This window comes from Nocardioides sp. (genome assembly GCF_044226765.1).
Classification (GTDB): Bacteria; Actinomycetota; Actinomycetes; order Propionibacteriales; family Nocardioidaceae; genus Nocardioides.
On sequence record NZ_JBGAGJ010000001.1, the window covers coordinates 752,928 to 775,281 of the forward strand.

Annotated in this window: 22 protein-coding genes; 11 read left to right on the forward strand and 11 right to left on the reverse strand. The window is 73.3% G+C overall.

Features of this window, described 5'->3' with window-relative positions:
* Positions 1–28 precede the first annotated feature (28 nt).
* Together ACILRH_RS03620 and ACILRH_RS03625 are read left to right on the forward strand one after the other, a co-directional pair.
* Positions 29–2,956 carry a hypothetical protein gene (locus ACILRH_RS03620; protein WP_395690833.1) on the forward strand — a complete coding sequence of 976 codons (2,928 nt, stop codon included), beginning with the start codon at positions 29–31 and terminating at the stop codon, positions 2,954–2,956.
* Between the two features lie 25 nt (positions 2,957–2,981).
* Entirely contained in the window at positions 2,982–4,238 is a 1,257-nt protein-coding gene (locus tag ACILRH_RS03625) for a protealysin inhibitor emfourin (RefSeq protein WP_395690835.1), read from the forward strand.
* 63 nt (positions 4,239–4,301) lie between these two features.
* On the opposite strand, the gene ACILRH_RS03630 is transcribed toward ACILRH_RS03625, so the two are convergent.
* Together ACILRH_RS03630 and ACILRH_RS03635 are read right to left on the reverse strand one after the other, a co-directional pair.
* Complete coding sequence (locus ACILRH_RS03630; RefSeq protein WP_395690836.1) at positions 4,302–4,991, reverse strand: aspartate/glutamate racemase family protein; 690 nt, start codon at positions 4,989–4,991, stop codon at positions 4,302–4,304.
* A gap of 153 nt (positions 4,992–5,144) precedes the next feature.
* Positions 5,145–5,891, reverse strand: coding sequence for an SDR family NAD(P)-dependent oxidoreductase (locus ACILRH_RS03635; RefSeq protein WP_395690837.1), 747 nt, complete (start codon positions 5,889–5,891; stop codon positions 5,145–5,147).
* 101 nt (positions 5,892–5,992) lie between these two features.
* Between ACILRH_RS03635 and ACILRH_RS03640 the strand changes: the two genes are divergently transcribed.
* From ACILRH_RS03640 to ACILRH_RS03650, 3 genes are all read left to right on the forward strand, one after another.
* Positions 5,993–6,331, forward strand: a complete 339-nt coding sequence (locus ACILRH_RS03640) for a hypothetical protein (RefSeq protein ID WP_395690838.1) — start codon at positions 5,993–5,995, stop codon at positions 6,329–6,331.
* 109 nt (positions 6,332–6,440) lie between these two features.
* On the forward strand, positions 6,441–7,673 hold the full coding sequence (gene mshA, locus ACILRH_RS03645) for a D-inositol-3-phosphate glycosyltransferase (protein ID WP_395690840.1): 1,233 nt from the start codon (positions 6,441–6,443) through the stop codon (positions 7,671–7,673).
* Positions 7,670–8,197, forward strand: coding sequence for a YbjN domain-containing protein (locus tag ACILRH_RS03650; protein WP_395690841.1), 528 nt, complete (start codon positions 7,670–7,672; stop codon positions 8,195–8,197). The genes mshA and ACILRH_RS03650 overlap by 4 nt, the downstream gene beginning before the upstream one ends.
* On the opposite strand, the gene ACILRH_RS03655 is transcribed toward ACILRH_RS03650, so the two are convergent.
* Both ACILRH_RS03655 and ACILRH_RS03660 read right to left on the reverse strand, forming a co-directional pair.
* Complete coding sequence (locus ACILRH_RS03655) at positions 8,191–8,604, reverse strand: hypothetical protein (protein ID WP_395690842.1); 414 nt, start codon at positions 8,602–8,604, stop codon at positions 8,191–8,193. The two genes, ACILRH_RS03650 and ACILRH_RS03655, sit on opposite strands and share 7 nt — an antisense overlap.
* Positions 8,605–8,725: 121 nt before the next feature.
* Complete coding sequence (locus ACILRH_RS03660; protein WP_395690844.1) at positions 8,726–9,694, reverse strand: DMT family transporter; 969 nt, start codon at positions 9,692–9,694, stop codon at positions 8,726–8,728.
* Between the two features lie 65 nt (positions 9,695–9,759).
* Between ACILRH_RS03660 and ACILRH_RS03665 the strand changes: the two genes are divergently transcribed.
* Both ACILRH_RS03665 and ACILRH_RS03670 read left to right on the forward strand, forming a co-directional pair.
* The gene (locus tag ACILRH_RS03665; RefSeq protein ID WP_395690846.1) at positions 9,760–10,320 is read left to right on the forward strand and encodes a maleylpyruvate isomerase N-terminal domain-containing protein; all 561 of its coding nucleotides are present in this window, start codon (positions 9,760–9,762) and stop codon (positions 10,318–10,320) included.
* 53 nt (positions 10,321–10,373) lie between these two features.
* Entirely contained in the window at positions 10,374–11,531 is a 1,158-nt protein-coding gene (locus tag ACILRH_RS03670) for a hypothetical protein (RefSeq protein WP_395690848.1), read from the forward strand.
* 124 nt (positions 11,532–11,655) lie between these two features.
* Here ACILRH_RS03670 and ACILRH_RS03675 read toward each other — a convergent pair whose 3' ends face one another.
* Positions 11,656–12,333, reverse strand: coding sequence for a response regulator (locus tag ACILRH_RS03675; protein WP_395690850.1), 678 nt, complete (start codon positions 12,331–12,333; stop codon positions 11,656–11,658).
* Positions 12,330–13,487 carry a sensor histidine kinase gene (locus tag ACILRH_RS03680; protein WP_395690851.1) on the reverse strand — a complete coding sequence of 386 codons (1,158 nt, stop codon included), beginning with the start codon at positions 13,485–13,487 and terminating at the stop codon, positions 12,330–12,332. Before ACILRH_RS03680 ends, ACILRH_RS03675 begins: the two co-directional genes overlap by 4 nt.
* A 120-nt stretch (positions 13,488–13,607) precedes the next feature.
* On the opposite strand from ACILRH_RS03680, the gene phoU reads away from it, so the two are divergent.
* Positions 13,608–14,264 carry a phosphate signaling complex protein PhoU gene (gene phoU / locus ACILRH_RS03685; RefSeq protein ID WP_395690853.1) on the forward strand — a complete coding sequence of 219 codons (657 nt, stop codon included), beginning with the start codon at positions 13,608–13,610 and terminating at the stop codon, positions 14,262–14,264.
* Between the two features lie 88 nt (positions 14,265–14,352).
* Here phoU and ACILRH_RS03690 read toward each other — a convergent pair whose 3' ends face one another.
* From ACILRH_RS03690 to ACILRH_RS03700, 3 genes are all read right to left on the reverse strand, one after another.
* Positions 14,353–15,096 (reverse strand): phosphoglyceromutase, encoded by a 744-nt coding sequence (locus ACILRH_RS03690; RefSeq protein ID WP_395690855.1) that lies wholly within the window; start codon positions 15,094–15,096, stop codon positions 14,353–14,355.
* Between the two features lie 13 nt (positions 15,097–15,109).
* Complete coding sequence (locus tag ACILRH_RS03695; RefSeq protein ID WP_395690857.1) at positions 15,110–15,673, reverse strand: hypothetical protein; 564 nt, start codon at positions 15,671–15,673, stop codon at positions 15,110–15,112.
* A gap of 74 nt (positions 15,674–15,747) precedes the next feature.
* Positions 15,748–16,650: a UbiA family prenyltransferase gene (locus ACILRH_RS03700; protein WP_395690859.1), complete on the reverse strand. Its 903-nt coding sequence runs from the start codon at positions 16,648–16,650 to the stop codon at positions 15,748–15,750.
* A 176-nt stretch (positions 16,651–16,826) separates the two neighbouring features.
* Between ACILRH_RS03700 and ACILRH_RS03705 the strand changes: the two genes are divergently transcribed.
* Positions 16,827–17,312: a CarD family transcriptional regulator gene (locus tag ACILRH_RS03705; RefSeq protein WP_243059025.1), complete on the forward strand. Its 486-nt coding sequence runs from the start codon at positions 16,827–16,829 to the stop codon at positions 17,310–17,312.
* Positions 17,313–17,392: 80 nt separating this feature from the next.
* Positions 17,393–17,962, forward strand: a complete 570-nt coding sequence (locus tag ACILRH_RS03710; RefSeq protein WP_395690861.1) for a 2-C-methyl-D-erythritol 4-phosphate cytidylyltransferase — start codon at positions 17,393–17,395, stop codon at positions 17,960–17,962.
* A 112-nt stretch (positions 17,963–18,074) separates the two neighbouring features.
* Here ACILRH_RS03710 and ACILRH_RS03715 read toward each other — a convergent pair whose 3' ends face one another.
* Entirely contained in the window at positions 18,075–18,743 is a 669-nt protein-coding gene (locus ACILRH_RS03715) for a 2-C-methyl-D-erythritol 4-phosphate cytidylyltransferase (protein WP_395690863.1), read from the reverse strand.
* 109 nt (positions 18,744–18,852) lie between these two features.
* Here ACILRH_RS03715 and nirD point away from each other — a divergent pair, with 109 nt between their 5' ends.
* Positions 18,853–19,191, forward strand: coding sequence for a nitrite reductase small subunit NirD (gene nirD, locus ACILRH_RS03720; protein WP_395690865.1), 339 nt, complete (start codon positions 18,853–18,855; stop codon positions 19,189–19,191).
* Between the two features lie 296 nt (positions 19,192–19,487).
* On the opposite strand, the gene ACILRH_RS03725 is transcribed toward nirD, so the two are convergent.
* On the reverse strand, positions 19,488–22,298 hold the full coding sequence (locus tag ACILRH_RS03725; protein ID WP_395690867.1) for a M4 family metallopeptidase: 2,811 nt from the start codon (positions 22,296–22,298) through the stop codon (positions 19,488–19,490).
* Positions 22,299–22,354: the final 56 nt, after the last annotated feature.

The following is a 22,354-nucleotide window of genomic DNA, read 5'->3' on the forward strand; positions in this document are numbered from 1 at the left end:
CGACGGCGGTCCCGACTAGGCTCGCGCCGTGCGCGCCCGTTCATCCGTGGGCCGCCTGGTCGGCCTTGCCATGATCCTCGCGGGGCTCGGGACCGCGACCGTGGCGACCCCACCGGAGGCGGCCGCAGCCTCCACCCGTCCGACCGCCATCGGCCTGGCGCCGAGCGGCACGACGTACGTCGGGTTCGCCACCGGCGGCGTGCTGCAGCGGGTCAACGCCGCGGGCCACCGGCAGGGCGGGGTCCGGCTCGACCGGGTCGACCCCGTGGACGGCCTGTTCGTCAACCAGTCGGGCGACATCTGGGTCGACTACGGCACCAGCGTCTCGCTGCTCACCCCGGGTGGCCGGGTGCTCCGGCACTTCGCGCACGACCCGGTCGTCACCTGCTCGAGCACCGCGGTGCCCACCCGCTACGGCGGCATCACCGTCGCCGACGGCCGGGTCTTCGTCGCCAACCGCTGCACCAGCACGCTGTCGGTCTACAGCACCGGCGGGGCGCTGCTGGCCACGGTGCGCCTGTCCGGCCGCCCGCGCGGAGTGGCGTACGGCGTCGCGCAGTCCGGCCGTCCGGCGTTCGTCTACGTCGCGGTGCCCGACCGCGGCCAGGTGCTCGCGTTCCGCGCCGACACCCTGCGCAACAGCTCCCAGCCGGCCAGCCGCTACACGCTCAAGCGGCCGCGCGGCGGGCTGCGTCCCGCGCCCGGGGGCGTCGTGGTCGACCGGCACGGCCAGCTGACCGTGACCGACATGGCCAACAACGCGCTCTACCTGGTCAACACCAACTACAAGTACTCGCTCTACCGCACCCTGGGGCACCCGCCGCACGGCAGCAGCAAGGTCGGCCGCCTGCGCGCCCCGGGGGCACTGGCGCAGCACACCCAGGACGGCGGCGGACTGTCCGGCAACTACTTCGTCCTCGACACCAACAACAGCCGGGTGCAGCGGTGGAGCACGGGCGGCTACTCCTACTGGGGCCGCACGGTCTACCCCGGCAACGGCGGGGGTGGTGGCACCGGCGACGGCCCGAACAACGAGGCGCTCCCGAGCATCACCGGCACCCCGGAGGTCGGCAACACCCTCACCTGCCACCGGGGCAGCTGGCAGACCAGCGGGGGCACGATCTCCTACAGCTACTCCTGGCGACGCGACGGCAGCCCGATCTCCGGGGCGACCAGGTCGACCTACCTGGTCGTCGACGCCGACGAGGGTGCACGGCTGACCTGCCGGGTCACCGCCGTCGACCTCAACGGCAGCACCTGGGCGACCTCCGAGGGCGTCGACGTCGGCGGCGGGGGGAGCGGGCCGACGAACAGCGAGCCGCCGTTCATCACCGGCGCCCCGGCCGTCGGCAGCACGCTCACCTGCAACAAGGGGACGTGGAACGGGGGCGGCGGCCCGTCCGGGTCGATCTCCTACAGCTACGCCTGGCGGCGAGACGGTGCCGGGATCGGTGCCACGTCCGCGACGTACGTCGTCACGTCGGCCGACCGCGGCCACCAGCTGACCTGCCTGGTCACCGGCGCCAACGGCTCCGGCAGCCGGACCATCGAGAGCGACCCGGTGACCGTGCCCGGCGACGGTCCGTCCAACACGACGGCGCCGTGGATCTCCGGGACGCCGGAGCCCGGCCAGGTGCTGACCTGCAACCCGGGCGGCTGGTCGGGCACGGGGACCATCAGCTACTCCTACGTGTGGCGCCGCAACGGCACCGCGGTCGGCGCCGGGTCGACCTACTCCGTGGTCGGCGGCGACGTCGGCGCGTCGTTCGTCTGCACCGTCACCGCCACCGACGACACCGGCAGCACCCCGGTGCCCACCGCCGCGGTGACGATCACCTCGCCGTCGGGCGAGGCGCCGACGGCGGGGGCGACGCTCCCGAAGATCACCGGCACCCCCGCGGTCGGCCAGACCCTGACCTGCGTCAACGGCAGCTGGAACGGGTCGCCGACCTCGTTCGCCTACAGCTGGCGCCGCAACAGCACCGTGCTCGGCAGCACCTCCACGACGTACGTCGTGCAGGCCGGCGACGTCGGCGCCGCCCTGCGGTGCACCGTGGTCGCGAGCAACAGCTACGGCACCGCCACGGCCACGTCGGCGCCGGTCGACGTCCTCGACGCCAGCCCGCCGAGCAACAACACGCCCCCGAGCCTCAGCGGACCCGGGACGGTCGGCACCGCGCTCACCTGCGACAAGGGCAGCTGGTCGGGGCAGAACCTGGTCTACCACTACTCCTGGCGCCGCGACGGCACCCCGATCGCGGACACCGACGACAGCCGGTACGTCGTCCTGTCCGACGACCAGGGATCGACGCTGACCTGCCAGGTGACCGCCCGCAACACCGCCGGCAGCGTGTCGGTCCCCTCCACCGGCAAGACCGTCCCGGCGGCACCCGGGGGTGCACCGGACGTGCTCACGCTGCCGTCGATCACCGGGACGTCGGGCGAGGGCCTGCAGCTCACCTGTGACGTCGGCAGCTGGTCGGGCGCGCCCACCGGCTACGCCGTGGTCTGGCAGCGCGACGGCGTGACCATCGCGACCGGCATCACCTACACCCAGACCTCCGCCGACACCGACCACGCGCTGCGCTGCCTGGTGGTGGCGAGCAACGCGGCCGGACGGGGCGCGGCCCGATCGCCCGCGCGGGGCTCGGTGCCGTGCGGGGAGACCACCGGCGTGGTGATCAACGGTGGCGCCGCCGAGACGACCAGCCCCGAGGTCGAGCTGACGATCACCCCGCCGCCCGGTGCGCGGTGGTTCACGATCTCGAACAACGAGACGATGGCCGGTGGGCAGACCTTCGACGTCTCGGTCGGCTGCACGATCTACCCGTGGCAGATGGACTCGATCCCGGGCCTGCCGCTCTCCTGGTCGGTCTACGTCACCTTCGACAACGACGAGCACACCTACCACGACGACATCGTGATCCGGCAGCCCGCGCGGATGCGTTTGTGGTGATCCGGCGGGGGTGAGACTGGGTCGCATGGAGACCGGGCCCGTGGAGACCTGCCGATTCGTCCCGCCCTACCTCCTGCGCCGCATCGCGCCGCAGTCGCTGGTGGTCGACCAGGTCCACCGCGGGCGCCGGTCGGCGCTGCTGCTCGAGGGCCGCTCGGTCGTCGCACCGGGCGGGCCGGCGTGGCGGGTGCACACCGCGGCCCACGGCACCGACCTGCCGGGCGCGCCGGCGCGCGCGGCAGGCCAGCCCCCGTCCGGCGACCCGGCGGTCGACGAGGCCGCCGACGGGATCACCGGGGCGCTCGCGCTGTTCGCGGAGGTCTACGGCCGCTCGTCGTACGACGGCCACGGCGCGCCGGTGACGCTGTCGGTGCACTACGGGCAGGACTACGACAACGCCTTCTGGAACGGCACCCAGCTGGTCTTCGGCGACGGCGACGAGAAGGTGTTCGGGCGGTTCACCCGGCCGGTGGACGTGCTCGGCCACGAGCTGACCCACGCGGTCACCGAGCACACCGCGGGGCTGCGCTACCAGGACCAGCCGGGGGCGCTCAACGAGTCGATGTCCGACGTGTTCGCCTCCTGCCTCAAGCAGCGGCTGCTCGGGCAGACCGCCGAGGAGGCGGACTGGCTGATCGGCGCGGGGCTGTTCGTGCCCGGGATCCGGGCGCGGGCGCTGCGCGACATGGCCGCGCCCGGCACGGCGTACGACGACCCGCTGCTGGGCCAGGACCCGCAGGTCGGCACCCTCGCCGACTACGTCGAGACCAGTGACGACGACGGGGGCGTGCACATCAACTCCGGGATCCCCAACCGGGCCTTCCAGCTCGCCGCGGTCGGGATCGGCGGCACGTCGTGGGACGGTGCCGGGCGGATCTGGTACGCCGCGCTCACCGGTGGCGACGTGGGACCGGACACCGACTTCGCGGGGTTCGCCGCGGCGACGGTCGCGGCGGCGGGCACCCACGCGGACGCCGTACGCCGGGCGTGGTCGGCCGTCGGCGTGGCCACCGGCCGGCGGGTGGCCGTGCGGCGGTCTGGCGGGTTCGCGGGGCTGCGGACCGGGGCCGAGCTGGACCTCGACGGCGACGACCCGCGGGCGGCCGAGGCTGCCTGGCTGGTGGGGCGGGTCGACCTGGCCGCCGTACCCGCGGACGACCCGCACCCCGACCGCTACGTCTACGACCTCGACCTCTGCGGTGCTCGCGCCCGGGTCCCCGAGCAGCACCTCACCCCCGACCTGGCCCGGCTGGTGGAGCTGGTCCTGGGGGATAGTCCCTGACGATCGCGTGGTCAGGATGCCTTTCAGACCACTCGATCGTCAGGGACTATCCCTGTCGGGGGCTCAGGCCAGGGCGCGGTCGAGGGCGGCCTCGACGTGCAGGGTGGTGCAGGGGAAGACCGGGATGTCGGCGTCGGCCTGGCGGACCAGCAGCTCGAGCTCGGTGCAGCCGAGGATCACGCCGCCGGCGCCGGCGTCCCAGAGCTCGTCGATGAGCGAGACGACCGTGCGGCGCGAGGAGTCGAGCACCTTGCCGTGCACGAGCTCGTCGTAGATGACCCGGTTGAGGGTCTCGTGGTGCTCGGTCGCCGGGACGTGCACGGTGAGGCCGTGGGAGGCGATCCGGTCGGTGAAGAAGGACCGCGACATCGCGAACGTCGTCCCGAGGAACCCGACCTGCTCGACCCCCTGCGCCCGGCAGGCGTCGGCGACGACGTCGGCGAGGTGGAGCAGCGGGATGCCGACCGCGTCGGCGACCTGGTCGGCCACCCGGTGGAACGTCGTCGTGCACAGCAGCAGGAAGTCCGCCCCGCCCGCCTGGACCCCGCGGGCGGCGGTGGCGAGCACCTCGGCGACGTCGTCCCAGCGCTCCTGCTCCTGCAGCGACGTGACCTCGGCGAAGTCGACCGACGTCATCACCGTCCGCGCGGAGGAGAACCCGCCCCGCCGCTGCTCGACCCCCTGGTTCAGCGCCTGGTAGTACGCCGCGCTGCTCTCCCAGCTCATCCCGCCGACGAGTCCGATGGTCTGCATGCCGGGAGTCTGTCAGATCGGCCGCCGCGCCGGCCGGGTGCGACCCGTCTGTGGTCGCGGCAGCTGTAACGCGGGGTTATGGCCGCTTCCGCAGCCGCATGCGGCCTCTGCAGCGACCATAACCCCGCATTACAGCTCCGGGGCCGGTCGGGCTCAGCCCTGGCGGTGGACCTTGTGGTGGGCGGCCTGGGCGCGGGGGCGGATGACAAGCTCGTCGATGTTGACGTACGACGGGCGGGTGACCATCCAGGTGATCGCATCGGCGACGTCGTCGGCGGTGAGCGGCTCGGCCACGCCGGCGTACACGGCGTCGGCCTTCGCCTGGTCGCCGCCGAACCGGACCAGCGAGAACTCCTCGGTGCGCACCATCCCCGGCACCACCTCCATCACCCGCACCGGCTGGTCCCAGAGCTCGAGGCGGAGGGTCTCGGTGACGACCTGGGTGCCGTGCTTGGCGGCGGTGTAGCCGGCGCCGCCCTCGTAGGCGATCCGCCCGGCGGTCGATCCGACGTTGAGGATCGCCCCGGCGCCGCTGGCCAGCAGTGCGGGCAGCAGCGCCTTGGTCACCTCCATCAGCCCCAGGACGTTGACCTCGTACATCCGCCGCCACTCGTCGGCGTCGGCCTGCGCGACGGGGGCCGAGCCGAAGGCGCCCCCGGCGTTGTTGACCAGCACGTCGAGCCGGTCGCCGACGACGTCGGCCAGCGCGGCGACCGAGTCGGGGTCGGTGACGTCGCAGGTCACCGGCGTGCCCCCGATCTCGGCGGCGAGCGCCTCGATGCGGTCGCTGCGCCGGGCCGCGCAGAAGACGTGGAAGCCCTCGCGGGCCAGGTGGCGGGCGGTCGCGGCGCCGATGCCGCTGCTCGCCCCGGTCACGACGGCGGTGCGGGTCTGCTCCATGGCGCCATCCTGGTCGACCGGTCAACTCAGGTGGCACACTGTCTCGTCGTCACGGGGGCTCAGTCGATCCCGAGAGGGACCGATCTCGGAAGGAGAACGCGATGCGTTCAGCCGTGGCGCTCGCTGCTGTGGCCGGTGGGCTGTGCTGGGTCGCCGGAGCCTGGGTCGGGCCACTCGCCTGGCTCGGTGGACTGCTGCTCGCCGCGGCCGTCCTGGCGGCCGGGGCAGCGATGGTCAGCCGCACCGCGACCTGGCTGCGGGTGCTGGTCGCCGTCTGCTTCCTCGCCCTGGTCGCCTCCCTCGTCGCGCTCCTGGGCGACAGCCTGGGCCGGGAGGTCCTCCTGGTCGGGGTCGGGCTGCTCGCCGCGGCCGCCGGAGGGCTCGCGCTGGCCCGCCGGCCGGCCCACGACCCGCGCCCGCGCGGGGCACACGCGGCCTGAGAGGATCTCGACGCACGGGAATCACCGGCTCGGGGTACGTGTTCACCGTGGTTGGACCTTCCGGACAGCACACCCCGAGGTGGACGTGGACCCGATCCGTCGTGTGGCGATGATCAGCCTGCACACGTCCCCGCTCGACCAGCCCGGCACCGGGGACGCCGGCGGGATGAACGTCTACGTGCTCGAGCTCTCCAAGCGGCTGGCCGCCCAGGGCATCGAGGTCGACATCTTCACGCGCGCGACCAGCTCCGCGCTCGAGCCGGTCGTGCCGGCGTACGACGGTGTCACCGTGCGCCACGTCCACGCCGGGCCGTTCGAGGGGCTGACCAAGGGCGAGCTGCCCGGGCAGCTGTGCGCGTTCGCCCGCGAGGTGCTGCGCGCCGAGGCCGCCCAGCCCGAGGGCCACTACGACGTCGTGCACTCGCACTACTGGCTCTCCGGGCAGGTCGGGGCGCTGGCCCGCGACCGCTGGGGCGTGCCGCTGGTGCACACGATGCACACGATGGCCAAGGTCAAGAACCAGGCGCTCGCCGAGGGCGACACCCCCGAGCCGGCCGCCCGCACCATCGGCGAGGAGCAGGTGGTCGAGGCCGCCGACATGCTGGTCGCCAACACCGACCTCGAGGCAGCGCAGCTGGTCGGCCTCTACGACGCCGATCCCGGCCGGCTGGAGGTCGTCCACCCCGGCGTCGACCTCACCGTGTTCCGTCCGCACGACCGGCGCGAGGTGCGGGCCGCGCTCGGGCTGCCCGCGGACGCCGCGGTGCTGCTCTTCGCCGGCCGCATCCAGCCGCTCAAGGCGCCCGACGTGCTGCTGCGCGCGGTCGCCGAGCTGCTCGCGCAGACTCCGGCGCTGCGCTCCCGGCTGGTGGTGCCGGTCGTGGGCGGACCCTCCGGCTCGGGCCTGGAGCACCCCGAGTCGCTCGCCCAGCTGGCCACCGGGCTCGGGCTGGACGACGTGGTGCGGTTCGTCCCGCCGGTCACCCAGGACGAGCTCGCCCGGTGGTACGCCGCGGCGACGCTGGTCGCCGTACCGTCCTACAACGAGTCCTTCGGGCTGGTCGCCGTGGAAGCCCAGGCCACCGGCACGCCCGTCGTCGCCGCCGCGGTGGGCGGCCTGACCACCGTCGTCCGCGACGGCCACAGCGGCCTGCTCGTCGACGGCCACGAGCCGCACGACTGGGCCGCCGCCCTGCGCCGGGTCGTCGAGGACGACGCGCTCCGGCTGCGCCTGGAGGCCGGCGCGCTCGAGCAGGCCCGGGCCTTCTCCTGGGAGCGCACGGCCGAGCGGGTGCTCGAGGTCTACGAGCGGGCCCGCGCGGAGCTGCGGGAGACCGTGTGACGTCGACGGACGTGGCGCAGGTGATCCGCGACCACCTCACCGAGACGGGTGTGGAGTTCGACGAGGTCTCCGAGGGTGTCTTCTCGCTGTCGCTGCCCGGCGAGCGCAAGCTGCAGACCGCCTGCCGCCTCGACGTCGGCACGCACGCCCTCGGCGTGCACGCCTTCGTCTGCCGCCGCCCCGACGAGCAGCACGAACGCGTCTATCGGTGGCTGCTGGAGCGCAACCTGCGGATGTACGGCGTCGCCTTCGCCCTCGACGCGGTCGGCGACATCTACCTCGACGGTCGCCTCCCGCTGTCGGCGGTCACCCCCGACGAGCTCGACCGGCTGCTCGGCTCGGTGCTCACCTACGCCGACGAGTCGTTCAACACCATCCTCGAGCTCGGCTTCGAGTCCTCGATCCGCAAGGAGTGGGAGTGGCGCACCTCGCGCGGCGAGCCCACCGCGAACCTCGAGGCCTTCCGGGGGTGGCTCGCGCCCGACGACGACCCCGGGACGCAGAGCCGGTCGCCGGCTCAGTAGCGGCGCCAGTGGGCGTGGAACGCCACGTGCCGCGACGCGTCACCCGCATCCCAGGACCCGTGTACCTGGGTGTCGGTGACCCAGGCCCCGCTCGAGCAGTAGCCGCCGTGGCAGGTGCGGTGCCAGGCGGAGAGGTGGGTGCTGACGTGCGCGCCGCCGATCAGCTTGTGGCCGACCCGGAAGTGGGACATCTGGTTGTGCCCGTCGTAGTAGAAGCTGATGTGGCGGTGGTGGTGGTCGGTGCCCTCGTAGTGGCCCTGCGCGGGAAGCAGGGCGGTCCTCGACGACGAGGTCGCTGACGAGGTGGCGGTCGCCGGCTGCGTGCCGACCAGCAGGCCCGCGACCAGGGCGAGCATGGCGACGAGGGCGAGCCGAGCGCCTCGGGACGTGCGGTGGGAGTGGTGCATCGAGTCCTCCGTGCTGCGTCTGGTGGGCCGGGGGTCCCGAGACCCTTGTCACGCTAGGACTGCAGCTCGCGATGCGCCATGGTCAGCACGGGTCATCCGGTCGGGCACCGGGTCCGCGCCGCTACGCCGGCGGACCGACCTCCTCGGCGACCGTGCGCGGCTTGCGGCGGGCGACCGCGACGCCGACGAGGGCGAGCGCGCCGCCGGCGTACGCCATGGTCGGCGGGGCCTCGTCGAGCAGCAGCACGCCCATCACGATGGTGATCGGCGGGACCAGGTAGGTCGTCACGCCGAGGCTGCTGGCGCTCATGTGCCGCAGCGCGTAGGCGTAGGTCGTGAATGCGATCGCGGTGGGGAACACCCCGAGGTAGACCACCCACAGCACCGACGAGGCGGAGGCGTCGGCCGCCTCCCCGGCCAGCCGCCCCGCGAACGGCAGGCACACGATCGCGCCGACCGAGCAGGCCAGCCAGGTCACGTGGATCGCGGGCAGCCGCGCGACCAGCGGCTTCTGCAGGATCAGGCTGACCGAGTAGACGACCGCCGAGACCAGGCACAGGACGACGCCGAGCACGTCGTTGCCCCCGCCCTCGCTCATGGAGAGGCTGATCAGCCCGACCCCGGCGAAGGCGAGCGCCAGGCCGAGCCCGAGGTAGAGCGTGAACCGCTCGTGCAGGAACACCGCCGCCAGCAGCGCGATCAGCACCGGCGACACCTGGATGAGCATCGCCGCGGTGCCGGCGTCGACGCGCCGCTCGCCGGCGTTGAGGGCGACGTTGTAGACACCGAACCACAGCACCCCGATCACCACGATCGAGACCCACTGCCGCCCGGTGGGTCGCGGCACGCCCCGGCTCAGCGCGACCACCCCGAGGCACACCGCGCCGACGAGGAGCCGGCCGAGCGTCAGCGCGCCGGGCGAGAAGTCCTCGCCGAGGTGGCGGATCGCCACGAACGCCGACGCCCAGAAGAAGAGGGTGACCCCCACGGCCGCGACCGGCAGCCAGGCCGGCGGGGCCGCGACCACCTGGTCGCCGGCGGCCGTCGTGGTGCCCGTCGTGGTGCCCGTCGGGCCGGTCGGTGTGGTCACCCGGTCAGCGTAGGGACCGCCACCGACATCGGGCACGCGGGTTTCGGACGTGCCACCATCGGGCGATGAGCGACCTCCTCGGGACGACGTACGACGCCGTGACCGCCCACGTGAGCGGCCTGCCGCCCGAGCGGCTGGAGGAGCCCTCGCGGGCAGCCGCGTGGAACGTCCGTCAGCTGCTCTTCCACCTCCTCCTGGACGCGCAGCGGGCACTGGTGACCTTCGCGACGCCGGCCGACGGGGAGCCCGACGTCGACGACGTGACCTACTGGCGGCCGTTCCTGCCCGGGGGCGAGGACGACGCCGGGGCGCACGCCCGCTTCGTGGTCGCCGCCGCGGACGCGTACGACGGCGCGGCCGGCCTGCTGCGGCAGTGGACGGTGACCTCGCGGGCCGCGGCCCACGCCGCCCGGACCGCCGACCCGGCCGGCCCGGTCGCGACCCAGGGCCACGTGCTCACCGTGCCGGACCTCGTCTCGACGCTCGTCGTCGAGGCGACCATCCACCTCGTCGACGCCCACGGCGAGCCGCCGCCGGCGGCCGTCGCCCACACCCGCCGGGTGCTGGAGGCGATCTACGACGAACCGCTTCCGGGTTCGGGCCCGGAGGCGCTCCGGCTCCGGTAGCCTCCGGAGGCGCGGCTCGGGACGCTGTCCGTCCACAAACCCGGAAGGCTCCCATGCCCCGCCACACCCTCGCCGCGCTCGGCGCGGCCGTCCTCGGCCTGGCCCTCGTCCCGCTCGCCGGTGCCTCGACCTCCGCGAGCGCGGGCGGTGACACGGTCACGATGAGCGGCACCGCCTACCAGTTCAACACCGTCCACACGATGCTCGGCGGGGCGACCATCCACGTCGCGGAGGACCCCGACCTGACGACCACGGTCGCCGAGGACGGGACCTACTCCCTGGAGCTGCCCGACCACGCCACGGTGACGCCGTACATCACCAAGGACGGCTACGGCACGATCTATCTCCAGACCTTCCGCACCAACGGCCAGGACCTGGTCAACGTCAACTTCCAGACGCCCACGATCATGGTGCGCGACCTGCTGGCCCAGGGCCTGGGGATCGAGACCGACGACGACGGCTACCCGACGCAGTGCGCGGTCGTGACGACCGTGAGCACCAAGCAGGTGCGCGGCGTGACCTACCAGCAGTTCATCGACTGGGGCGCCCACGGCGTCGCCGGGGTGACCGCGACCATCACGCCGCAGGTCGGCAACCGCTTCTACTTCAACGAGCACGTGCTGCCCGACCCCAACCAGGCGAAGACCTCGGTCGACGGCGGCGTCGTCTGGACCGCGGTGCCCCCGGGCAAGTACACCCTCGCCGCGCACGGTGCCGGCTCGCGCTGGCCCGACGTGCACATCACCTGCGCGGCCGGCCGGATCGTCAACGCCAACCCGCCGTGGGGCCTCAACCAGCGCGCCACCACCGTCCCGACCCAGGTGCGGCCCACCTGGGCGAAGGGCAAGCGCGACGTACGCCGGCTGGCCGGCCTGACGGTCGCTGCGTTCCCCAAGCAGGTGCTGCCGGCGGCGGCGGTCGGGTACGGCGAGACGATCGACTTCCGCGGCCGGATCACCGTCGGCTGCACCGGCAGCGGCTGCTTCGCCCCGAAGTCGGTGCCGGGCAGCATGAAGAAGCCGGTGAACCTGATGACGGTGCTGGGCAAGGACGCAGCGAGGCTGCGGCCGGGACGCACGCTCACGGTCACGCTCGCGGTGCCCGGCTACAACACCCGGGTGGACTCGTGGCGGATCCCCGCCCACGGCACGCCGACCCGCCGCACGCAGTGCATCACGCTGGGCTGGAGCCGGCTCCAGAAGACCTGCTGAGCGCGTTCGAGCCGGACCTCCGAGCCCTCCGGGCTCCGAGGTCCGGTCTCGGCGCGCCCGTCGCCGCCTCGTGTCTCGCGCGCCGCGGGGTCGTTCGGCGCGCTGGATCGCTGACCCTCCGGGCTCAGAGGTCCAGCTTGTAGCCCAGCCCGCGGACGGTGACGAGGTACTTCGGCTCGCCCGGGTCGGGCTCGATCTTGGCGCGCAGCCGCTTGACGTGGACGTCGAGGGTCTTGGTGTCGCCGACGTAGTCCGAGCCCCAGACCCGGTCGATGAGCTGGCCGCGGGTCAGCACCCGGCCCGGGTTGCGCAGGAACATCTCGAGCAGCTCGAACTCCTTGAGCGGCAGCTTCTGCTGCTGGCCGTCGACGGTGACGACGTGCCGCTCGACGTCCATGCGGACCGGCCCGGCCTCCAGCGTCGCGGGCGCGAGCTCGGGCTCCTGCCCGCGGCGCAGGACCGCCCTGATGCGGGCCACCAGCTCGCGGGGGGAGTAGGGCTTGGTGACGTAGTCGTCGGCGCCGAGCTCGAGGCCGACCACCTTGTCGACCTCGTCGTCCTTGGCGCTCACCATGATCACCGGGACGCTCGAGGTCGCCCGGATCTGGCGGCACACCTCGGTGCCCGGGATGCCGGGCAGCATCAGGTCGAGCAGGACGATGTCGGCGCCGTTGCGGTCGAACTCGGTCAGCGCGGCGTTGCCGTCGGCGGCGACCGCGACCTCGTAGCCCTCCTTGCGCAGCATGTACGCGAGCGCGTCGCTGTAGCTCTCTTCGTCCTCGACGACGAGTACGCGGGTCACCGGCCTGCCTCCTGGTTGCTCGCTACGGGTGTCCGGCCCGAGAGGTGGCGGGGCAGCGTCAGGGTGAACGTGGACCCCTGCCCCTCGACGGACCACACCCGGACGTCTCCGCCGTGGGTGGCCGCCACGTGCTTGACGATGGACAGGCCGAGGCCGGTGCCACCGGTGGAGCGGTGCCGGGCCGGGTCGACACGGTAGAACCGCTCGAAGATGCGGTCGATCTCGCCCGGGGGGATGCCGATGCCCTGGTCGACGACCGAGATCTCCACCATGTCGCCGTCGACCTTGGTCGAGATGAGCACGGTGGCGTCCGGGTCGGAGTAGGACACCGCGTTGGCCACCAGGTTGGCGACCGCGGCCATCACCTGCTCCTCGTTGCCGAAGACCGCGAGGTGGGGCGTGCCGCCGGTGACCACCGAGATGCGCTTGGCGTCGGCGTCGATCGCGCTGGTGTCGACCGCGATCTTGACGACCTCGTCGATGTCGACCGACACCGGGTGGTCCAGCGGCTCGTCGCCCTGGAGCCGGGAGAGCTCGATGACCTGCTGCACCAGCCGCGAGAGCCGGTCGCTCTCGGTGAGCATCCGGTCGGAGAAGCGGCGTACGGCGTCGGGGTCGTCGGCCGCGTCGTGCACGGCCTCCGCGAGCAGCCGGATGGCGCCGACCGGCGTCTTCAGCTCGTGGCTGACGTTGGCGACGAAGTCGCGGCGCACGGCCTCGACCCGCCGCTCGCGGGTGCGGTCCTCCACCAGCGCCAGCACCAGCCGGGCGCCCAGCGGCGCGACGCGCGCGGTGACGTGGCGCGGGGACGCCGCGGGCCGGCTCATCAGCAGCTCGGTCTCGCGGATCTGGCCGTCGCGACGCACCTGCCGGACCAGCTCGGCCAGCTCGTCGGAGACCAGCACGGTGCCGCGCACCAGGCCCATGGCGTACGCCGGGGCGGAGGCCTTGAGCACCGTGTCGGAGTCGTCGACCAGGACCGCGCTGCTGCGCAGCACCGACAGCACGGCGGCGACGCCGTCGGGCACGGCGGGCTCGGGCGTGGGCTCGACGGAGCGCTGCTGGCGGTCGCTGACGTGCCAGGCGAGCACGGCGCCACCGGCGACCACCGCGCCGATGAGCGCCGCGGCGAACGCCTGCGTCGTCGGATCCACGCCTTGATCGTACGAGTGATTTCACCGCGAGTTCGCCCGGAGGCCCCGGGCTTCGCGATGTTCACCTCTCGTTCACGGTGCGTCGCCGGCCGTCCACCTGCCCGAACTAGGCTGATCCCCATGCGACAGGCCTTCCACGACCAGCTCGACGCGATCTTCGCCGACCTCGCCGACCTCTGCGGCGACGTCGAGCGCGCGGTCCGGCTCGCGACCGAGGCGCTGCTCCAGGGAGACTCGTCGGTCGCCGAGCAGGTCATCTCGGGGGACGCCGAGATCGACGCCGAGCGCGAGCAGATCGAGGACTCGGCCCTGCTCCTGCTCTCCCTCCAGGCCCCGGTCGCCAGCGACCTGCGCACCGTCGTCGCGGCGCTGCGGATGGTCAGCGACCTCGAGCGGATGGGTGACCTGTCGGTGCACGTGGCCAAGATCGCCCGGCTGCGGGTCCCCAACGTGGCGGTGCCCGAGCCGATGCGCCCGACCATCGAGCGGATGGCCGAGCTCGCCGAGACCATGGTGGCTCGGACCTCCCACGTGATCGCCGAGCGCGACGTCGACGAGGCGCGGTCGCTGGCCGAGGCCGACGAGGAGATGGACCGCCTGCGCCGCACCACCTTCGCCGACATGCTGTCGGCCGACTGGGAGCACGGCGTCGAGGCCGCGGTCGACGTGGCCCTGCTCGGCCGCTACTACGAGCGGATCGCCGACCACGCCGTCTCGGTGGCCAACCGGGTCGTCTTCGTGGTCACCGGCGAGACGCCGTACGCCGTCGACGCCTGAGGCTGCCCGGGATAGTCCCTGACGATCGAGTGGTCAGGACGGCTTGTCGACCACTCGAACGTCAGGGACTATCCCGGCGAAGCGCTGCTCAGCGGCCCTGGTTGGCGACCGCGGCGGCGGCCGCGGCGGCGGCCTCGGGGTCGAGGTAGCGGCCGCCCGGGACGGTCGGGCGCAGGTCGTCGCCGAGCTCGTAGACCAGCGGCATGCCGGTGGGGATGTTGAGTCCGGCGATGTCGGCGTCGCTGATGCCGTCAAGGTGCTTGACCAGCGCGCGCAGGCTGTTGCCGTGCGCCGCGACCAGCGTGGTGCGGCCGGCGCGGAGGTCGGGGACGATCGAGGACTCCCAGTACGGCAGGAACCGCTCGATCACGTCCTTGAGGCACTCCGTGCGCGGCATCTCGTCACCGAGGTCGGCGTACTGCGGCAGGCCCGCCTGCGACCACTCGGAGTCGTCGGAGATCGGCGGCGGGGGGACGTCGAAGGAGCGGCGCCAGAGCATGAACTGCTCCTCGCCGTACTGCTCGAGCGTCTCCTTCTTGTTCTTGCCCTGCAGGTCGCCGTAGTGCCGCTCGTTGAGCCGCCACGACCGCCGCACCGGGATCCAGTGGCGGTCGGCGACGTCGAGCGCCAGCGCCGCGGTGTTGATCGCGCGGCGCAGCAGCGAGGTGTGCACGACGTCGGGCAGCAGGCCCGACTCCTTGATCAGCTCACCGCCGCGGACGGCCTCGCCGCGGCCCTTGTCGTTGAGCGGGACGTCGACCCACCCGGTGAACAGGTTCTTGGCGTTCCACTCGCTCTCGCCGTGGCGGAGCAGGACCAGCGTGTACGTCATGGCCGGCGTCCCGTCACTCGGCGGACGAGGAGGAGTCGGGGGTCTCGACCGTGCAGTCCTCGGTGGCCGAGGAGCCGTCGCCGGACTCGTCCAGGCCCTCGTACTCGTGGCACGGCGGGTAGACCGGCACGTCGACCTCGACCGAGGAGCCGTCACCGAACCCGATGCTCAGCTCCAGGAAGCCCCCGGAGGCGACCTGGTCGCCGGTCAGCACGACGCCGCCCTCGTCGGCCAGGTTGACCAGGCCGCCGGCGGGCACGGTGATGGTCGTGAAGTCGGAGGCCTTGACGTCGCTGTCGGCGCCGGTGCCCGCGATCGAGGTGACCGTCGCCTGCTGCTCCTGGTCGTTGTTGGCGAACGACGCGATGAAGGTGCCCGAGCCCTCCTGGCCCGAGACCACGACGGCACCGAGGACGTCGACGTCGGCGTCGCGGTCGTTGACGCCCGCGCCCGGGGTGTAGACCCGGTCGGTGGCCAGGTCGAACCCGCACGAGGACAGGGTGGTGGCGAGCGCGAGGGCACCCGCGGCGGCAAGCACGCGGGCGGACAGGCGGAGCTGCATGATGAGGGCCTTCACGGGGTCGACGTCGGTGCGGGCCCCAGCCTAGCGGCGTGCGACCTCGCGCCCCGCAGAGGTCGGCCCGGGCCCGCTCAGCGGGACAGGCCGACGCTGCTGCCGACCAGCAGCAGTCCCACCAGGCACGCCGCGACCCAGCCGATCGCGAGCACGAGCAGCCGGGTGGCGCCGATGCGCAGCGCGATCCGCAGCGGCAGGTGCCGCAGGCCGTCCTCGTGGTCGGCGACCAGGCCCGGCAGGGCGCACAGCACGTGCACGCCGGCGCCGAGGAGCGCCGCCAGCGCGACCATCGACCACTGGGGCGGGCTGCCCTCCGTGGCGCCGCCCCAGCCGCCGTACGACAAGAAGAACGGGTAGAGCCCGTAGGCGACCGCCCACGGCAGCCAGGACAGCCAGCCCTGCCGCAGCACGACGTTGCCGAGCATCCCGACCGCGACCGAGGCGAGGTACGCCGCACCGGCGGTCACACCGTTCTGCACCGACAGCGGCACGACGAGCAGCACCGCGCAGGTCAGCGCGAACCACACGGTGCCGGGGTCGAGGTAGCCGTCCGCGATCGGCTTCCCGCTGCGCCCGTCCTGGGGCAGGCGGGCGGCGTCGCGGCGGCGGTCCACCAGGTCGTTGAACCAGCCGAGGATCGCCTGGCCCACCAGCACCGTCGCGAGCACCAGCCAGACCTCGCGGCCGCTGCGGCCGCTCAGCGCCGCCGCGACGGCCAGGCCGCCCGCGGTGAGCACCGCCTGGCGCGGGTGGGCCGCCTGGACGAGGAGGACCGGCATCGAGTGCGCGAGCAGGCGCCGGCTGGTCGCGGCCGGCTCCGGCGCGGCCGGCTCCGGGCCGGCCGGCTCCGGAACGGCCGGCTCCGGGGCGGCCGGCTCCGGCACGGCGACGGCGGTGCCGCCGGACGGCCCGCTCGGTGTCTCGACCGCGGGCGCCGCGGTCTCGGCGCTCTTGCGGCGGCGCAGCGTCGGTGACATGGCGGCAGTATCCGTCAGACCGCCGCCGAGCGGGAGGGTCCGGCGCCGACACGTGGCCGCCACCACACCGACCCCGGATCTGTCAAGCCCCGATTGTGCCTCTGACCTGCGCAAACGCGATTCGGCGTACCTGAGAGACGTGTTAGAATGTTCACCTAGGAAGGGGTACCTGACATATGACTTTCACTGTCGGCGAGACGGTTGTCTATCCGAATCACGGGGCCGCGGTCATCGAGGACATCGAGATGCGGACCATCAAGGGAGAGGACCGGCAGTACCTCGTACTCCGCATCGTCGCCCAGCAGGACCTGGTCGTGCGCGTGCCGGCCTGCAACCTCGATCTCGTGGGTGTGCGCGACGTCGTCGACAAGGAGGGCCTGGACCGCGTGTTCGACGTCCTCCGCGCGGCGCACGTCGAGGAGCCGACCAACTGGTCGCGGCGCTACAAGGCCAACCTCGAGAAGCTGCACAGCGGTGACGTGATGAAGGTGGCCGAGGTCGTCCGCGACCTGTGGCGCCGCGAGCGGGACCGTGGCCTGTCGGCCGGCGAGAAGCGGATGCTGGCCAAGGCCCGCCAGATCCTCGTCTCCGAGCTGGCGCTGGCCGAGCACACGAACGAGGACAAGGCAGAGGCGCTCCTCGACGAGGTGCTCGCTTCCTGATCTGCTGACGCGTTGGCCCCCGGACCCGGTCCGGGGGCCTTCGTGCGTCTCGGGCCGGGACGTCATACGTTGTGGTCGCCATGACGACCGATCCGTATGACGTCCTCGCCGACACCCCGGCGCTCGGCCTCGTAGTCGACGAGGACCGCGGGGCGCTGCCCTACGCGCTGGTCCACGGCGAGGCGCTGGTCGCGGCCGCCGCCTGGGCGCTGGGCGAGGCGGGGGTCACCCTGGTCGACACGGGTACGCCGTGGGGCACGCTGGTCGCCGCGGGCGAGCCCGTGGTGCTGCACGACGCGCTGTGCCCGATGACGCCGCCGGACTTCATCGTCGGGTGCGTCGCCCGGGCGGTCGAGCGGTCCTGCGTGGTGGTCGGGGTGCGCCCGGTCACCGACACCGTCAAGGTCGTCGCCGAGGGGCTCGTGGGCGAGACCGTCGACCGGGCCGGGCTGGTCGCGGTCGCCTCCCCGGTGGTGCTGCCGCCGTCGGTGGTCGCGGCCCTCGACGGCCCGCCGTCGACCGACCCGGTCGCCCTGGTGGCCGGGCTGCGGCGACGGTTCCCGGTCGAGCTCGTCGAGGCGCCGCCCGCCGCCCGCCGAGTGGGGTCGGAGGAGGACCTGCGGGTGCTGGAGGCGCTCACCGCGGGGTGACTCGCTGCCTGCTGCTGGTTTACCCGGTCGACCGGGTAAACCGTTGCTTGTCGGCCGAAGTTTCGGCCGACAAGCAACGGTTTTGGCCGACAAGTCCGGCGACGGGGTGGGCTCAGGCCAGGCGCAGCGCGAGGTCGAGGTCCTCGGGGAAGGTGATCTTCAGGTTGCGCGGGCTGCTGGGGACCGCGGCGACCGGCAGGTCGGTGTAGTGGGCCCAGCAGGCCGCGGTGTCGGTGCCGTCGAAGCCGTCGCGGGCGGCCTGCTCGTAGGCGGCGAGCAGCTCGGCCGCCCGGAACGCCTGCGGCGTCTGCACGCCGTCGAGCTCGGGCAGCTCCGCGCCGCCCAGGTCCAGCAGGCCGGGCAGCGGCACGCACGGGATCGCGCCGCCGTGCTCGCGGGCCGCGGCGAGCGTCGCCTCGAACAGCGCCCGCCCCGCGAGCGGCCGGGCGCCGTCGTGGATCGCGACCACGTCGAGGTCGCGGGCGACGATCTCGGGACGAAGCGCCTGCAGCGCGTGCCACTCCGACGCGTGCCGGGTGGCGCCGCCGTCGACGACGCCGACCTCGCGCCCGCCCAGGTGCGGCCCGAGGGCGTCGGCCACCAGGCCGTCCTCGCCGGGGCGGACGACCACGAGCACCCGGCGTACGTCGTCGAGCGCCAGCGCGTCCAGCACCGACCAGGCGAGGACCGGCCGGTCGCCCAGCGGCAGCAGCACCTTGTTGGAGCCGGCGCCGACCCGCTGGCCGGCGCCCGCGGCGAGGATCACGACGGCGGCGGGCACGACCGGAGTCTGCCACGCCCCGCTCGCCAGGGTTTTCACGGTTGTTACACGGCGTAACCGGGCCTTGATCCCGCCGCCCCTACGGTCGTCGGACCAGGAAGGGGCGACGATGGAGTGGCAGCCGGTGTGCCGGATGGCCGAGCTCGAGGTCGAACGCGGCGCCACCGCGCTCGTGCACGGCCAGGCGGTCGCGATCTTCCGCACCCAGGGCGACGAGGTCTACGCGCTCGGCAACCACGACCCGTTCGCCAAGGCCTCGGTCATCGCGAAGGGGATCGTCGGGGTCCGCGACGGGGTGCCGTTCGTCGCCTCCCCGGCCCACCGCCACGCCTTCGACCTGCGCACCGGCCGCTGCCTGGACGACGACCACGTGTCCGTCCCGGCGTACGACGTCCGCGTGGTCGAGGGCGTCGTGCTGGTCGGGCAGCGCAAGCACGCCGCGGCATGACGTCTCCTCGCAATTGAACGCTCAGTGCCCGTTGCGGGGCTCGGTAGTGGTCGTCGGCGCGCAATTGAACGCTCAGTGCCCGTTGCGGGGCTCGGTAGTGGTCGTCGGCGCGCAATTGAACGCTCAGTGCCCGTTGCGGGGCTCGGTAGTGGTCGTCGGCGGGCAATTGAACGCTCAGTGCCCGTTGCGGGGCTCGGTAGTGGTCGTCGGCGCGCAATTGAACGCTCAGTGCCCGTTGCGGGGCTCGGTAGCGGTCGTCAGCGCGCAATTGAACGCTCAGTGCCCGTCCCGGGCGGTCAGAGGCCGGAGGGGATGGTGGCGGTGAGGATGTCGTCGCCGCCGTAGACCGCGTCCTGCCAGACCAGGCGGTTGCCGGAGAGGGCGGGGAACCCCTGCTGGCCGCGGGTGTCGACCAGGTCGTAGATCTTGCCGGTGTCGAAGGAGACCAGGTAGAGGTCGGTGTCCTGCGCCTGCGCCTGCGCGGCCTTCGCCGCGCCGCCGCCGAGCAGGCCGACGACCTCGGGCCAGACGGCGTAGTGGTCGTTCATCGCGACCCCGAACGGCATGGCGCGGGTGGACAGGGTGGCCGGGGAGCCGGAGGACGGGTAGAGCACCGCGTTGCCCTGCAGGTCGGCGGCGACGACCCGGCCACCCGAGGCCGCCACGGACATCACCGTGTCGGCCATCGTGTCGAGCTGGCGGAAGCGGCCGCCGGGACGACCGACGAGCAGCGAGCCGTTGCCGGTGCCGACCGCGACCACGCCGTCGCCGGTGCCGACCGCGGTGACCAGGTCGTTGCCCAGCCGGAGCCGGGTCGAGGTGACCCGGCCGCGCGTGTCGACGTACGACACGGTGCCGTTCTCGGTCGCCCAGGCGGCTCCCTCGTCGGAGCCGGCCAGCCCGGCGATCGCGGTGCCGCGGTCTGCCTTGCCCACCACGCGGCTGCCGGAGCCCGGCGCGAACCGGACCACGGCCCCCGGCACCTGCCCCTGCGGGAACTCCAGCCCGACCAGGGCGTCCCCGGCGAAGACCACCTGGGAGGAGAACGTCGAGCCGTCCAGCGCGGTCGGCCGGGTGCCGACCCCGCCGGTCGCCAGCGCGCCGAAGCCGCCGTCGCCCTTGGCCAGCCAGGCGATCCGCTCGCCGTGGACAGCGGGCTGCGTCTCGGTCTCCGTCGCGTTGCTGACCACCTCGCCCACCACCTCACCGGTGTCGGCGCAGCCGGCGCAGATGTCGGCCTGGTCGAAGACCTCGCGCTCGACGCGGAGGATCACCGGGTCGGCGCCCGCGTCGACGGTGGTCTGCTCGATCGCCCGCCGGGCGTCGACGAACCCGGCGGTCGGCCCGAGCTGGGTGGTCAGCGTCGCGAAGACGATCTTGTCGAAGTCGGTCGCCAGCTGCGACCGCAGCGCGGGCACTCCGTCGATCTGGGCGAGTCGGCTGCGGATCGACCACAGCGCGTTGTTCCAGATCGCCGAGTTGGTGTGCACCCCGCCGTTGTCCTGGCTCAGGCGCACCGCGCTGAGCTTGCGGGTGCTGCTGTCGAGGGCGAAGAAGTAGTCGTCGAAGGTGGTGCCGTTGGGCAGGTAGCGCAGCGAGCGGGTGCCGTCGGGGTTGGCCTGGCACATGATGGTGTCGTCCAGGCCCTCGCAGACGTGCTCCATGACCGCGTTGCTGTCGCTGCCGAGGAACTGGTCGCCGATCACGTTGCCGAAGTAGTCGGAGAAGCTCTCGTTCATCGCGCCGGACTGCCCGGAGTAGACCAGGCCCGCCGACGACTGCGTGACGCCGTGGGTGATCTCGTGGGCGGCGGTGTCGATGTCGAGCTCACTGATCTCGGCGGGCTTCCCGTCGGGTGCGCACTGGTTGCCGTAGACCATCTGGAAGCCGTTGAAGTAGGAGTTGCAGAACTCGTTGTCGGCGTAGTGGATCGAGGAGATCATCGACGACCCGCGGTCGTCCCAGGACGCCCACCCCAGCGACCCGTAGTAGTCGTAGACCGCGCGACTGAAGGCCTGCGCGGCGATCGCTTCGGGGTCGGAGATCCGGGTGGACCGCTCCACGTAGCGCACCCCGGGCAGCCGCGAGTCGTCGTCGCTGCCCTGCATGTCCCAGGTCTCGATGCCGCCGCCGAGCGTGCGGGCGTCGAAGGTCGGCACGGTGCTGTCGAAGAGCACGACGCCGTCACGGGTCCGGACGCCGTACGCCGTCAGCCGGTCGCCGGTCGGGTCCGTGCCCGTCACCTTGACGGTGCCCTGCAGGGGCGCCAGCGCCGCCCGCCGGGCCACCGGGGTCCGGGTGGGTGTGGTCGCCCCGGCCCGCACGAGGCGCACCGGCGTCCGCCCCTCGGCCGACGCCGGCCGGGTCGAGACCAGGACCCCGGTGCGGGCGTCGATGAAGTAGAAGCCGTCGGTCGGGGCCAGCGCCGCGTCGGCGTCGGACTGGGTGATCGTCACCTTCCAGGCGAGCCGGCCGTCGCCGTCGGGCACGACCACCAGCTCCGGGGTGGTCACGCTCGAGCCGCCCGAGACGGCCTCGGCCCGCGCGGCCGCCCGATCCGCGTCGAGCACCGGCCGGGTCGGGACCTCCAGGCCCGCGAAGGCCCGGCCGCGCACGGCGTTGAGCCGGGGCCGGCCCGCGGCGTCGCCGATCGTGAACAGCAGCACGCCGTCCAGGACCGGGACCCCGCCGACCTGCTGCTCGGCGCGGATCGTCGTCGAGCCGGCTGTGGTGGGCGGCGTCTGGTCGCCGAGCGCCAGGTCCCCGGACGTGACCCCGAAGAGTCGCTCACCCCAGGTGTCGAGGAAGGACCCGACCACGTCCGCCGGGGTCGACCCGCCGAAGTAGCGCCCACCGGTCAGCTCCCCGAGGGCGCCGGTGACCTCGTCCTGCCGGCCCACCCACCCCGAGTCCGTCGAGGCCCGCAGCTCGTCGACGGCCGTGCGCAGCGCGTCGGTGGCGTCGCCGGCGTACCCGGTCGCCACCACCAGGGTCGTCGGCTGGGCGCCCGCGGCACCGAGCTGCGGCTCCTGTCCGTTGCACGCGGTGAGCAGCCCCGCCGCCAGGGCGACGAGGGCGAGCACCGGGGCACGGCGGAAGGTGGGCATGGTTCCGCGATTCTGGGACTGGTCCAGATAGGTGTCAACGACCCGATCGAACCGGT